Source organism: Schauerella aestuarii, from assembly GCF_009866805.1.
Classification (GTDB): domain Bacteria; phylum Pseudomonadota; class Gammaproteobacteria; order Burkholderiales; family Burkholderiaceae_B; genus Schauerella; species Schauerella aestuarii.
Window position 1 is genome coordinate 349303 of the sequence record NZ_SIZW01000042.1, and the last position, 14145, is coordinate 363447.

Consider the following 14145-nt stretch of genomic DNA (forward strand, 5'->3'; position numbering starts at 1 on the left):
CACGCGCCGTGCGAAGCACCGTCCTATCAAGTAGGACGTCAACTGGGAAGTGTTATGAATTTGGACGACGCCATCGCCCATTTGCACACCGCGCTGGAACGCTTTCGATCCGTCGAGCCCTATGCGTCTCGATCGCTTGCTTCGCGTGATTACGCCGTTTATGCGCAGGCTGCCTATGAGCTTCGTCACGCGCAGAGCTTGTTGGCCGCTGCGCAGGAACGCCTTCACCCGCAGCATCCCGCGCATCGCGATCGCCGGTCGCAAGTCGCCAAACATCACATGGGCAGTCATCCGTCCAATACACGCGACAATCGGGCAGGCGCCGCGCGTTGAACGCAAGGCAGTCAAACGACCGGCGCACGACTGAGGATCGTATCCGCACCCGTCGTCCATAACCGTTCAGTTATCGTAAAAAGCCGACCGATGGTCGGCTTTCTCACGTTTTGCTGACGCGTTACTGACGTTTTTGCCTCGAACCGTAGCGGGGTTTACGTTAATTGACCGCCTTTGTGGCGCTCCGGCATTATCCGGCCTCTGTTTAAGCAAGCTGTCAGGAGACTGCCATGTCACTTCGCCATACCGTACTGGGCCTCGCACTCGCGACGGCGCTCGCCATCCCCGCAATGGCTCACGCCAAACCCTTCAAATGGGCCAGCCAGGGCGACATCCTGACGTTCGATCCGCATTCGCAAAACGAAGGCCTGACGATCGCGGCCAACAGCTATGTGTATGAGCCGTTGGTCACCTACGATCGCAACTTCAAGGTCGTGCCGCGTCTGGCCACATCCTGGGAGCAAACCTCACCCACGCAATGGCGTTTCAAGCTCCGCCAGGGAGTGAAGTTCCATGACGGCGCCGCATTCACCGCAGACGATGCCGTGTTCTCGGTGCAGCGCGCGATGGCGCCCACATCGAACTACAAGGCCTACACGACCGGCATCAAGGAAGTTCGCCGCGTCGACGATTTCACGATCGATATCGAATTGACGGCGCCCAATCCGGTGTTGCTGAACCAGTTGCCGCTCGTGTTCATCATGAACAAAGCTTGGTCCGAAAAGAACAACGTGACCAAGCCGCAGGACTTCGTCAATAAAGAAGAGACGTTCGCTGCCCGCAATACGAATGGCACCGGACCCTTCAAACTGAAGTCGCGTGAAATCGACGTGCGCACGGTATTCGTCGAGAACGCCGACTGGTGGAACAAGGCCGAGAAAACCGGCAATGTCACCGAGATGACGTATACCCCGATCAAGCAAAACGCCACGCGCACCGCCGCGCTGCTGTCGGGTGAGATCGACTTCGTGCTCGACCCGGCCGCCCAGGATCTGGACCGCCTGCGCAAGCAGGCCAAGGTGGTGGAAGGCAACGAAACGCGCACGATCTATATTGGGCTGGATCAAAAGCGCCCGGAACTGCTGTACTCGTCCATCAAGGGCAAGAACCCGTTCGCCGACGTCAAGGTGCGTGAAGCCCTTTATCTGGCCATCGACACCGACGCGATCAAGCGCGCCGTGATGCGTGGCTTGTCCGCACCCACCGGCACGATGATCGCGCCGCAGGTGCATGGGTGGACAGAGGCGCTGCATAAGCGTGTGGCCTACAACCCCGAGCGTTCGCGCGAATTGCTGAAGCAGGCCGGCTACGACGGCACGCTGCAGTTCACATTGGACTGCCCGAACAATCGCTACATCAATGACGAAGCCATCTGCCAAGCTGTGGTGGGCATGTGGGCCAAGGTCGGCGTGAAGGCCGCACTCAACGCGATGCCGCGCGCAACGTACTTCCCCAAAACACAATCCGGCGACACGAGCGCCTTCCTGTTCGGCTGGGGCGTGCCCACGTTCGATGCCATGTACTCGCTGCAAAGTTTGATTCGCAGCAAGGGTGAGGGCGCCGATGGCTCCTATAACCTGGGTAACTACCAGAACAAGGAAGTCGATGCGTTGATCGACAGCATCAAAACGGAGACCGACGTGCCCAAGCGCGATGCGGCCATCCACAAAGTGCTCGAGATCCACGCCAAGGAGTTCGGCCACATCCCGCTGCACGACCAGGTGATTCCCTGGGCCATGCGGCCCAATGTGGAAGTGGTTCACCGCGCCGACAACCGTCTGGTCGCGGAATGGGTGAAGATCGACTGACGTGTTTGCCTTCATTCTGCGTCGTTTGATGCAGGCAGCGGCCGTGATGTTGACGGTCGCCTTGCTTGCCTTTGTATTGTTCCAGTACGTCGGGGATCCCGTCTCCACCATGCTTGGCCAGGACGGCACCGCTGCCGAGCGGGCCGAGCTGCGCGAGCGATTGGGGCTCAATGCCTCTGCGCCCGTGCAGTTCGCGAAGTTCGTCGGTAACGCGCTGCAGGGCGACTTCGGTATGTCGTTGCGCCAGAGCGAGAAGGTGTCGGACATGCTCAAGTCGCGGCTACCCGCCACGCTCGAGTTGTCCTTCGCCGCAGCGCTGATCGCGTTGGTGCTCGGCGTGCCCCTGGGCGTCTATACCGCGCTCAAGCGGCACGGAGCGCTGTCGCAACTCGTGCTGGCCGTTTCCTTGCTGGGCGTTTCGTTACCCACGTTCCTTATCGGCATCTTGCTGATCCTGATCTTTTCGGTGGGATTGGGCTGGCTGCCGAGTTATGGCCGAGGCGAAACGGTTGCGATCGGCTGGTGGAGCACGGGGTTGCTCACCAAGAGCGGGTGGACCCACCTGATCCTGCCGGCGATCACGCTGTCGTTGTTCCAACTGACGTTGGTGCTGCGACTGGTGCGCTCGGAGATGCTTGAGGTGCTGCGCTCCGAGTACATCAAGTTTGCCCGCGCACGTGGGCTCAAGCGCCGCGCGATCCATTTCGGCCACGCCTTGAAGAACACGCTGGTGCCCGTCATCACGATTACGGGCTTGCAGTTGGGCGGCATCATTGCCTTCGCCATCGTCACCGAGACGGTGTTCCAGTGGCCGGGCATGGGACTGCTGTTCATCCAGGCGGTGCAATTCGCCGATATCCCGGTCATGGCGGCGTATCTCTGCCTGATCGCATTGGTGTTCGTGGTGATCAATCTGATCGTCGATTTGTTGTATTTCGTAGTCGATCCTCGTCTTCGCATGAGTGTTTCGCGCGGTACGGGAGGTCATTGATGAGTGCAACGTTGAAACGATGGTGGGATAGCGATCTCGCCTGGGCATGGCGGCATTCGCCGGTGGCGGTCATCGCCAGCCTGATGCTGCTGCTGTTTCTGGTCTGTTCGTTCGGCGCCGGCTGGGTGGCGCCGCACAACCCGTTCGACCTCACCACGGTGGAGCTGCTCGACGCGCTTTTGCCGCCGGCCTGGTCCGAAGGGGGAAGCGCCAATTACCCGCTGGGCACGGATAGCCAGGGGCGCGATCTGTTGTCGGCCATTTTCTACGGCTCCCGTGTGTCGTTGTTGATCGGTCTGGCTGCGGTCGTGATCTCGATGGTGGTGGGCATCGCCCTGGGACTGCTGGCCGGCTACGCCGGCGGACGCACCGATGCATTCATCATGCGGATCGCCGATGTGCAGTTGTCGTTTCCTGCGATCCTCATTGCGCTTCTGATCGACGGTGTAGCGCGTGCGGCATTTCCGCGTGAAATGCACGAGAACATCGCGTTTCCGGTATTGATCGGCGCGATTTCGCTGGCCGGCTGGCCGCAATATGCACGCACCGTGCGCGGTTCGACGCTGGTCGAAAAAGGGCGTGAGTACGTGCAGGCTGCGCGGGTGATCGGCGTATCGTCGCCGGTGATCATGTTCCAGCACGTGCTGCCCAACGTGACCGGACCCGTGTTGGTGCTGGCCACTGTGCATCTGGCCACCGCCATCATTACCGAGGCTACCTTGTCATTTCTGGGAGTGGGTGTGCCGTCCACGTCGCCTTCATTGGGCACGCTGATTCGTATCGGCAACGACTTTCTGTTCTCCGGCGAATGGTGGATCACCATTTTCCCTGGACTGGCGCTGGTGCTGCTGGTGCTGTCGGTAAACCTGCTGGGCGACTGGCTGCGCGACGCGCTCAACCCCAGGCTTTCCTGATGTCTATGGCTCAACTTCTCGAAGTCCGCAATCTTTGCGTGGAGTTTCCTTCGCGCCGCGGCACACTCAGGGCACTGAACGACGTGTCGTTTTCCATCTCCGCCGGCGAAGTGCTGGGCGTGGTGGGGGAATCGGGGGCCGGCAAATCGCTTACCGGTGCCTCGATCATCGGCCTGCTCGAGCCACCCGGGCGCATCGCCAGCGGCGAGATTCTGCTCGAGGGCCGCCGCATCGATAACCTGCCCGATGAGGCCATGCGCCGCATCCGCGGCCGGGAGATCGGCGCGGTGTTTCAGGATCCGCTCACTTCGCTCAACCCGCTCTATACCGTGGGCCGCCAGTTGGCCGAAACGATCGTCACACACTTGCCGATGACGTGGACGCAAGCCCGCCAGCGCGCGATCGATCTGTTGGCGTCGACGGGCATTCCCGCCGCACGCGAGCGCATCGACCACTATCCGCATCAGTTCTCGGGCGGCATGCGGCAACGCGTGGTGATCGCCCTGGCGCTCGCCGCAGAGCCCAAATTGGTGGTGGCCGATGAGCCGACGACGGCATTGGATGTGTCGATCCAGGCGCAGATCATCGAGCTGCTCAAAAAGCTCTGCCGCGAGCACGGCGCAGCCGTCATGCTGATCACGCACGACATGGGCGTGATCGCCGAAACCGCCGACCGCGTTGCAGTGATGTATGCCGGGCGCGTGGTCGAGGTGGGGCCGGTCTCGGAAGTCATTCATCAACCCAGCCATCCCTACACGGCGGGGCTGATGGGATCGATTCCGACGCTGGATGGCCACGTGGACAGGCTGGTGCAGATCGACGGCAGCATGCCGCGACTTACCGCGATTCCGCCTGGCTGTGCCTTCAATCCTCGCTGTGTGCACCGTATGCCCCGATGTACGCAAGCGCGGCCCGAACTCATGCCGGCCGGTGCCACGCGCGCCGCGTGCTGGCTACACGATAAAGCGGAGGCCGCATGACGATGCCCATGTACGCCGCATCCGGCGCCGAGACGCCGTCCCAAACGCCCGTGACGCGCGCACCGCTATCCACGGACGCGCCCTCGGGCGTGACCCCCATGCACACGGCACGGGTGGCCGATCCGCTCGTGCGCGTCGAGGATGCTGCACGCTGGTTCGACGTCTCACCCCCTTGGCTCGAACGCATGATCAGCCGCAAGCCGCGTGTCGACTTGCGCGCAGTGGACGGTGTGACCTTCGATATCGGACGCGGTGAGACCTTTGCGTTGGTGGGCGAATCCGGCTGCGGAAAATCAACCGTGGCGCGGATGCTGGTTGGCCTCTATGGGCTGACCCGCGGCCGCATCCTGTTTGAAGGTCAGCCGCTGGATCGTATGGCGCAGCCGGGCGGCAAAGCCATGCGCAGCCGCCTGCAGATGATTTTCCAGGATCCCTACGCAAGTTTGAATCCGCGTTGGCGGGTAGGGCGCATCATTGCCGAGCCGCTCAAAACGCATACGCAGATGACGCCGCGCGAGCGCATCGACCGGGTTTCCGAGTTGCTGACGCAAGTGGGTCTGGACCCGGCGGACCAGCAGCGTTTCCCGCATCAATTTTCGGGTGGACAACGGCAACGCATTTCCATCGCGCGGGCGCTGGCCGTGCAGCCCGAGTTGCTGGTGTGCGATGAACCCACGTCGGCGCTGGATGTCTCGGTCCAGGCGCAGGTGCTCAATCTGATGAAGGATCTGCAGCGCCGGCTGGGACTCACGTATCTTTTCATCTCGCACAACCTGGCGGTGGTGCATCACGTGGCCGATCGCGTAGGGGTGATGTATCTGGGGCGCATCGTTGAAGTGGCGCCGCGCGATGCCTTGTTCGCGCAACCGCGTCATCCTTACACCCGTATGCTGCTGGAAGCGATTCCGGACATGCATGGCAATGGCAAGGCGCGCACGCGCGTGGCCGGTGAGGTACCCAATCCACTCAATCCGCCCTCCGGTTGCACGTTTCATCCGCGTTGCCCGCATGCCAACGCACGCTGCAAAACCGAAGAGCCGAAGGCGTTGGCGGCGGGCTTGAGCGTGGTGACCTGCCACGCCATCGAGGAAGGGCGGATCGCCTAGCCGCGCAAATGGGCGTATCCCCGACTCGAATCTCCAAAACGTCGCGTGGGTGCGACGTTTTGGGGTGAAGACTGACGTGCTGCAGCGGGTAAGAATCGTGCTTCGGGCGGGATGCGATATCCTCAGCGATTGAGTAGCGGCACGTCAAGGAGCATTATGCAGATCAGTTTTCGCGATTCCCACGCCTATCCCGGATGCGGTGTCCGCATCGGCGATTTACCCGATGCAGTGGAAAGTTTGGCCGTAGAGGTGGCGTTTTCCGACGGTACCGACGCGCCGGCACAGTGCACGGTGGTCGATGCCCAGCAGATCAAGCTGTGGATTGCCGCCCACACCACCAATTCGGGTAACGCGGTCAAGCCGCGAGCGTGGTTGATCAAGCGTGAACCCGGCGCGCCGATCTGGAAGGTCGCTTCCCGCATCTGACCGGAGCGGGAATTTGCAGCGCGCACAGGGCGCTCATTGCGCCGCGTCCGCGCCGCAGTACTTTCCTCCGCATCGCGTCCGCGCGGTCGTCCATTCTTTCCGCGCGGTTGAACGCCACGGTTGTCCCTGCCTGTTCCGGAACGGGCGTGAGGCGCGCGCAACGCGGCATTCGCCGCAGCGACTCGATCCGCGCCCTTATTGCCAGCCGTAGCGGCGGCGATAAAACCCCTTCATGGCCTGCGTCATGGCCATGTACGCGATCAGGATCAGCGGCAAGAACACGAAGTACAGCGGCGGCAACGCCTCCAGTTTGAAGTAGCCCGCCAGCGGCCCCATCGGCAAGAAGATACCCACCGCCATGATCAAGCCGGTCATCAGGAGCAACGGCATCGACGCACGGCTTTGGATGAACGGGAGCTTCGGCGTGCGGATCATGTGCACGATGAGCGTCTGCGTGAGCAGTCCCACCACGAACCAGCCCGACTGGAAAAGCGTTTGATGCTCGGGCGAGTTGGCCCCGAACACAAACCACATCATCGCGTAGGTCAGGATGTCGAAGACTGAACTGATCGGACCGAAGAACAGCATGAATCTGCCCACGTCGGCAGGCTGCCAATGCTGGGGTTTCTTGAGTAGATCTTCGTCGACATTGTCGAACGGGATCGCAATCTGCGACACGTCGTAGAGCAGATTCTGCACCAGAAGATGCATCGGCAGCATCGGCAGAAACGGAATGAACGCGCTGGCCACCAACACCGAGAACACATTCCCGAAGTTGGAACTCGCCGTCATTTTGATGTACTTGAGCATGTTGGAAAACGTGCGCCGGCCTTCGAGCACGCCTTCTTCCAGGATCATCAAGCTCTTCTCGAGCAACACGATATCGGCGGCCTCCTTGGCGATATCCACGGCGGTATCCACCGAGATGCCGATGTCGGCTGTGCGTAGCGCCGGGGCGTCGTTGATGCCGTCGCCCATGAAGCCCACGACATGTCCGTTGTGCTTCAAGGATTGCACGATGCGTTCCTTGTGTGCAGGCGTGAGCTTGGCAAAGACGGCGGTGCGCTCGACGGCCACGGCCAGCGCTGCATCATCCAGGGCATCGATGTCCGGGCCCAGCAGGATGGCGGCGCGATCGATGCTCATGCCCACATCGCGGCACACTTTCAAGGTGACGAGTTCGTTGTCGCCCGTGAGCACTTTGACCGCCACGCCATGGTCTGCCAATGCGCGCAGCGCGGGCGCCGTCGTTTCTTTGGGGGGATCGAGAAAGGCCACATAGCCCAGCAGCGTAAGATCGCGTTCGTCCGCTACGCCGTAGGTGTGCTGCGTGGGCGGCAATTCGCGTGCAGCCACGGCCACCACGCGCAGGCCTTCGGCATTGAGCGCCCCGGTGACCGCGCGAATCCGCTCAAAGAGCGCCGGCGTCAACGCTTCGACGGCGTCGCCATGGCGCACACGCGTGCAGATGGCAAGAATCTCTTCCACGGCGCCCTTGGTGATGAGCTCATGATGATCCTCCTGCTCGGCGACCACGACCGACATCCGGCGGCGCTGGAAGTCGAAGGGAATCTCGTCCACCTTGCGGTAGTTGCGCACGGGATTCAGCGTTTGATTGACTTCGACGTGTTCGAGCACCGCCACATCCAGCAGATTCTTCAGCCCGGTCTGGTAGTAGCTGTTCAGGTAGGCCATCTCAAGCACGGCGTCCGATGGCATGCCCCATACATCCACGTGGCGGGCAAGCGCAATCTTGTCTTGCGTCAACGTGCCGGTTTTGTCTGTGCACAGCACATCCATCGCGCCGAAGTTCTGGATGGCATCCAGCCGTTTCACGATGACTTTCTTGCGCGACAACACGACGGCACCCTTGGCCAACGTGGAGGTGACGATCATCGGCAGCATTTCAGGCGTGAGGCCCACGGCGATGGAGAGCGCAAACAACAATGCCTCCATCCAGTCGCCCTTGGTGAAGCCGTTGATGAACAGCACCAGCGGCGCCATCACGAACATGAACCGGATCAAGAGCCAGCTCACCTTGTTCACGCCGGTCTGAAATGCCGTGGCCGCACGGTCGGTCGCCGTCACGCGGGTGGCCAGGGCACCGAAATAGGTGCGGTTGCCCGTGCCCACCACCACGGCGCGTGCAGCGCCCGAGATGACGTTCGTCCCCATGAAAACGATATTGTCCAGATCGAGCGCACTTGCGGTCGCACGGCCGTCGCGCAGCACGGCGAATTTCTCCACCGGCAACGATTCGCCAGTCATGGCCGACTGACTGACGAACAGATCGCGGGCCGAGAGGAGCCGGCAGTCGGCGGGAATCATGTCGCCCGCCGACAGCAGCACGATGTCGCCCGGCACCAAGGCGGAGATCGGCAGTTCCGTGGCGGCTACGTCGCGCAGTCGGCTCGCGGCCGCGCCGGGTGGGGCCGGCGTGGCCGCACCGCTCGCCATGACGATGGCGTCCCGCATGGATGCGGATGCGCCATTGGGCGACCCAGTTGCGGCGTCCCCATGGGTCATGTCGGCCGCGCGCCGCAAGACCGTAGCGGTGTTGCTGACCATCGCCTTCAGCGCATCGGCAGCCTTGTTCGAGCGGGCCTCCTGCCAGAAACGCAGCACCGTCGAGAGCACTACCATCGTGCCGATCACGAGGGTCGCCTTGTCGTCTTCGGTCACGTACGAGACGAACGCGAGCACGGTCAACAAGATGTTGAACGGGTTCTTGTAGCAGTGCCACAGATGGCGCCACCAGGTCAGCGGCTTTTCGTGTTCGACGTCGTTGCTGCCCACGCTCGCACGCGTGAGATCCGCCTGCTCGGTGGTCATGCCGTCCAGGCGCGTTCCCAGTCGTTGCAGGACCTCGTCGGCGGTGCTCGCCGCAGCCTGATTCAGTGCGGCCTCGAGCGGATTGGGCACGCCGCGATCCACACCGGTGCGCGTTACCGTATCCAGCAATGCCACGCGTCGGAAGTGGCGGGAAATATGGCGGGAGTTCAGAAACCCCGCAAAGAAAGCTCTCATTTGGATAAAACGCATGGCGTCCTCCTTGCATGCCGAAAAGGGCGAAGGCTGCGCGTGCGTACTGCCGAGCGGCTGACGCCCAAGATAAAAGGCGTGCGCGCTCCGGCTCGCTCGCCGAACAGGCGCGCGACATTCGTGGTGCGCGATCGTCGCGATCGCGCACCGGGGAGTCCAAAGAGAAGGGGAGCGACGCGTACTCGAATGAATACGCTTCGATAAGCCGCTTCTCGCATTCAGCGAGACAGCGGCAGTGACCTGCGCGTTATCTCGCCTGAGGGGTGCCGGTCACATGAACCGGCCGTCTACTCTCACTCGAACACGTACCCACGTGGGTCTCCGCAGTTGTCAAAACGGATGCGAGTCTACTCCTCGTTTTTCCGCTTGGGAATCTCTTTTTAAGGGTAAATACCCGGTTTGAAAGCGGTTCGACAGCGCGAGGAAAGAGGCGTGAAAGATTGCGCGTCAAAAGACGAAATCGTCGAAGCGTTCGACCAGATGATCGACGAATGCGCGGGTCCGGGCGGAAAGATGTTGCTTGGTGGGAAAGACCGCCATGATGTCGGCGCGCGGTGCGGACCATTCGGGCAAGACCCGCACCAGACGACCTGAACGCAGATAGCGCGCGGCATCCCATTCGGAGCGCATCAGCACGCCCTGGCCTTCGAGCGCCCAGCCCAACGCCACGGCGCCGTCGTTGGTGCTCAACGGGCTGCGCAGCTTGACCGATTCCTGCTTGCCGTCATGGGTGAGACGCCAGACGCCGACGGTATCGTCGTTTTCTCGAATCATGAGGCAGCGATGCGCCTGCAAATCGGCCGGCTTGGCAGGCGTTCCCGCGCGGACGAGATAGGCCGGCGCGGCGCATAGAATGCGTTCGTTGTTGGCAATCTTGCGCGCGGTCAACCGTTGATCCGGGAGTTCGCCGATGCGTACCGCCACGTCGAAACCTTGCTCGATCAGATTGAGCGGCCGATCGCTCAGATGCAGCAGCACCTCCACATCCGGATACCGCTGCGAAAACTGCGACACCAGCGGCGCGATGTGCTCGCGGCCGAAGCCAAGCGTGGCATTGACGCGCAAGAGGCCGCGGGGCGAAAGCGTCGCGCCTGCCAGGCGCTGTTCCAGTTCTTTCAGATCCACCAGGACGCGCGAGCCTTCGCGAAGAAAAGCCTCGCCTTCGTCGGTGAGACTCATGCGGCGGGTGGTGCGATTGACCAGACGAACATTCAAGCGCAACTCCAGTCCCGCCAGCCGTTTCGTCACCGTGGAAGGCGCCACGCCTTGCTCGCGGGCAGCCGCAGCCAGGCTCCCGGCAAGCGCCAGCTGCACGAAAAATTCCAGGTCTGACAGCGGATCGACACGCATGGCGAAAGCTCGGTTGTTTCCTTGATGGAAATTATATCTTCGGCTTGTGCCAATCGTTTCCTTGAACGCAAGAGATAGAATCGTTTGCACCACGGCATTCGGGCGGTAGGCCTCAAGAAAATGCCGATGACAACGAGGAGACAACAATGACGATTTCAACCTTGCGCCGCGCCTGTCTGGCCAGTGTGCTTTTTGCCGTGCCCCTGTTCGCGCAGGCACAAGCAGCATTTCCCGAGCGCCCGGTGCGCCTGATCGTGCCGTATGCGCCGGGCGGCAGTGCCGATATCGCCGCCCGGTTGGTGGCCGATGCGTGGGCGAAAGCGCTCGGCCAGCCGCTGGTCATCGAAAATCGTGCCGGCGCCGGCGGCAATATCGGTGTGGACGCGGTGGCCAAGGCCGCACCCGATGGCTACACGATCGGGTTGCAGACGGTGTCGCTGGCGATCAATCCCGCGATCTTCAAAACCATGAACTTCGACACGCAGAAGGATTTGGCGCCGATTGGCATGGTCGCGACCTCACAACATGTGCTGGTGGTGAATCCTGCGCTACCGGCGCAGGACGTCAAGGGGCTGGTGGCCGCTGCGCGCGCCAATCCCGGCAAGCTGAGCTACGGTTCGGCCGGCGCCGGCAGCACGTTCCATATGTCGGCCGAGCTATTCAAATCGATGGCGGGCGTGGACATCATGCATGTGCCGTATCGCGGCGGCGGCCCGGCGTTGGTCGACACGATGGCCGGTCAGGTGGATATGAGCTTTCCCGTGTTGTCGGCCGCGCAGCAGCAGGTGCAGGGCGGCAAGTTGCGCGCGCTGGGTGTCACGGGCCCCAAGCGGTCGCCGTTGATGCCAGACGTACCGACGATAGCCGAGGCGGGTGTCGCGGGCTATGCCTTCGAGACGTGGTTCATGACCTTTGCCCCGGCTGGCACGCCGCAACCGGTGATCGACAAACTCAACACCACGCTCAACGCGGCACTCGGATCGCCGGCGCTGGCCAAGCGCATGGTGGAGCAGGGCTTCGATCCTTTGGTGAGCACCCCGGCCGAAGCCCGCACGCGTCTTGCACAGGAAATGCCGGTGTGGGCCAAGCTGGTGAAAGAACGCGGCATCACAGTGGAGTGAATGACATGACTGCCCGCACGCTTTACGAAAAACTGGTGGCTGACCACACCGTGCTCGCGTTGGACGCGCAGAACGTGTTGCTGTATTGCGATCTGCACCTGATGAACGAGTACACCAGTCCCCAGGCGTTCGCGGGCCTGCACGAGCAAGGCCGCGGTGTGCTGCAACCGAAGCAGAATGTGGCGGTGGTGAGCCATATCATTCCCACGCATGCCGTGGCACCGCGCGTGATCCAGGATCCGGCGTCAGCATTGCAGGCGTCCAATCTCAAACGTAACTGCGATCGGCACGGCATCCCCCTGTTCGATACCAATGATGCGTTTCAGGGCATCGAGCATGTGGTGGCGCCTGAGCACGGCATGATCCGCCCTGGCATGGTGGTGATCTGCGGCGATAGCCACACCACGACGTATGGCGCGCTGGGCGCACTCGGATTCGGCATCGGAACCTCTGAAGTCGAACACGTGCTGGCCACCCAGACGCTGGTCTATCGGCTGGCCGACACCATGCGGATCCGCATCGACGGCGCGCTACCGTTGGGCACGACGGCGAAAGATCTGGTGCTCATGATCATCAGCCGTATCGGCGCACAAGGCGCGCGCGGGTTCGTGGTGGAGTACTGTGGCGACGCCATCGACGCGTTGTCGGTGGAGGCCCGTTTCACCGTTTGCAATATGACCGTCGAGGCGGGCGCGCGTGGCGCGTTGATCGCGCCGGATCAGAAGGCGATCGATTATGTGCTGGCACGCGCGCCGGATATCGATGGCACCCTGCGCGCCGCCGCATTGGCCGACTGGGCCCAGTGCGCCAGTGATGCGCAGGCTGTGTTCGATGTCGAGCATGCGTTCGATGCCGCAACGGTTGCGCCGTACGTGACATGGGGCACCAGTCCCGATCAGGCGATACCGATCGATGGCGCCGTGCCCGTGCCGGCCGCCGCGGCGGCAGGGGTGGCACGCGACAGCGCCGAGCGGGCGCTGCGCTACACCGGAGTGACGCCCGGGCAATCGCTGTGCGGCTTGGCCGTGCAGCATGTCTTCATCGGGTCTTGCACCAATGCGCGAATCGAAGATCTGCGTGCCGTGGCTGACGTGGTGCGGGGCCGCCGTGTGGCCCACGGGGTACGCGCCATGGTGGTGCCAGGATCGGGCGCTGTGCGGCGGCAAGCCGAGGAAGAAGGCCTGGCCGCCATCCTGCGCGCGGCCGGCTTCGAATGGCGTCAACCGGGCTGTTCGATGTGTCTGGCCATGAACGACGATGTGCTGGCCCCCGGCACGCGCTGCGCGTCCACCACCAACCGCAATTTCGAGGGCCGCCAGGGCCGTGGCGCCATCACGCACCTGATGAGTCCAGCGATGGCGGCCGCCGCCGCGATTCGAGGCTGTATCACCGATGTCCGCACGCTGGAGGTCAACCATGTCTACGCATGACCGCATCATCGGCCGCGCCGCGCCGCTGCCGATCAATAACGTCGACACCGATCAGATCATGCCGAAGCAGTTTTTGCGCGGCATCGACAAGACCGGATTGGCGCCAGGCGTCTTCTACGATCTACGCCATGACGACGCGGGCGCCATCAAGCCGGATTTCGTTCTGAACCGGCCGAGCTACGCGGGCGCCGATATCCTGATTGCCGGCGCCAACTTCGGCTGCGGGTCGAGCCGCGAACATGCCGTATGGGGCCTGCTGCAGTTCGGTATCCGCGCCATCGTCGCGCCAAGCTTTGGCGAGATTTTTTACTCCAACGCCATGAACAACCGGTTGATGCTGGTGATGTTGGCAGAACGAGAGATCGCAGCGCTCCTGGCTGAAGCACAAGCCGCCGCCGCACCCTTGCCGATCGCTATCGACGTGCGCGCCGGAACCGTGACGTCTTCCACCGTGCAGGCGTCGTTCGAACTTCCGCCACGGCTACGCGCGATGTACCTGGAGGGACACGACATGATCGGTGCCACGTTGGCGCACGCTGCGGCGATTGAGGCGTTTGCACGCGCACGCGGCGAGCAGCGGCCGTGGGTCAGCGATGTGGCCGGCAAAACGATGACACGATTGGACGGCATGTAGTACCGCACGA

Annotated in this window: 12 protein-coding genes; 10 read left to right on the plus strand and 2 right to left on the minus strand. The window is 62.5% G+C overall.

All coding sequences use genetic code 11. From position 1 onward, the window contains the following. Positions 1–54: 54 nt before the first annotated feature. The 7 genes from EYW45_RS16705 to EYW45_RS16735 all read left to right on the plus strand — a co-directional run bounded on the left by EYW45_RS16705 (position 55) and on the right by EYW45_RS16735 (position 6558). Positions 55–333, plus strand: a complete 279-nt coding sequence (locus tag EYW45_RS16705) for a hypothetical protein (RefSeq protein ID WP_161136566.1) — start codon at positions 55–57, stop codon at positions 331–333. Positions 334–563: 230 nt separating this feature from the next. Continuing rightward, on the plus strand, positions 564–2141 hold the full coding sequence (locus EYW45_RS16710; RefSeq protein WP_161136567.1) for an ABC transporter substrate-binding protein: 1578 nt from the start codon (positions 564–566) through the stop codon (positions 2139–2141). 1 nt (position 2142) lies between these two features. Beyond that, on the plus strand, positions 2143–3132 hold the full coding sequence (locus EYW45_RS16715) for an ABC transporter permease (RefSeq protein ID WP_161136568.1): 990 nt from the start codon (positions 2143–2145) through the stop codon (positions 3130–3132). After that, positions 3132–4046, plus strand: coding sequence for an ABC transporter permease (locus tag EYW45_RS16720; protein WP_161136569.1), 915 nt, complete (start codon positions 3132–3134; stop codon positions 4044–4046). The genes EYW45_RS16715 and EYW45_RS16720 overlap by 1 nt, the downstream gene beginning before the upstream one ends. Positions 4047–4051: 5 nt before the next feature. Beyond that, positions 4052–5026, plus strand: a complete 975-nt coding sequence (locus EYW45_RS16725) for an ABC transporter ATP-binding protein (protein ID WP_161137072.1) — start codon at positions 4052–4054, stop codon at positions 5024–5026. 113 nt (positions 5027–5139) lie between these two features. Then, positions 5140–6132, plus strand: coding sequence for an ABC transporter ATP-binding protein (locus EYW45_RS16730; RefSeq protein WP_161137073.1), 993 nt, complete (start codon positions 5140–5142; stop codon positions 6130–6132). A gap of 156 nt (positions 6133–6288) precedes the next feature. Beyond that, positions 6289–6558 carry a hypothetical protein gene (locus tag EYW45_RS16735; RefSeq protein WP_161136570.1) on the plus strand — a complete coding sequence of 90 codons (270 nt, stop codon included), beginning with the start codon at positions 6289–6291 and terminating at the stop codon, positions 6556–6558. A gap of 195 nt (positions 6559–6753) precedes the next feature. Here the strand turns inward: EYW45_RS16735 and mgtA are convergent, their stop codons facing one another. Next, on the minus strand, positions 6754–9600 hold the full coding sequence (gene mgtA, locus EYW45_RS16740) for a magnesium-translocating P-type ATPase (RefSeq protein WP_161136571.1): 2847 nt from the start codon (positions 9598–9600) through the stop codon (positions 6754–6756). A gap of 447 nt (positions 9601–10047) precedes the next feature. Then, entirely contained in the window at positions 10048–10950 is a 903-nt protein-coding gene (locus EYW45_RS16745; RefSeq protein ID WP_161136572.1) for a LysR substrate-binding domain-containing protein, read from the minus strand. A 146-nt stretch (positions 10951–11096) separates the two neighbouring features. On the opposite strand from EYW45_RS16745, the gene EYW45_RS16750 reads away from it, so the two are divergent. The 3 genes from EYW45_RS16750 to leuD are packed head-to-tail and all read left to right on the plus strand — an operon-like array spanning position 11097 to position 14135. Continuing rightward, positions 11097–12071 (plus strand): tripartite tricarboxylate transporter substrate binding protein, encoded by a 975-nt coding sequence (locus EYW45_RS16750; RefSeq protein ID WP_161136573.1) that lies wholly within the window; start codon positions 11097–11099, stop codon positions 12069–12071. A gap of 5 nt (positions 12072–12076) precedes the next feature. Beyond that, positions 12077–13501 carry a 3-isopropylmalate dehydratase large subunit gene (gene leuC, locus EYW45_RS16755; RefSeq protein ID WP_161136574.1) on the plus strand — a complete coding sequence of 475 codons (1425 nt, stop codon included), beginning with the start codon at positions 12077–12079 and terminating at the stop codon, positions 13499–13501. Beyond that, positions 13488–14135: a 3-isopropylmalate dehydratase small subunit gene (gene leuD / locus EYW45_RS16760; protein WP_161136575.1), complete on the plus strand. Its 648-nt coding sequence runs from the start codon at positions 13488–13490 to the stop codon at positions 14133–14135. Before leuC ends, leuD begins: the two co-directional genes overlap by 14 nt. Positions 14136–14145 lie beyond the last annotated feature (10 nt).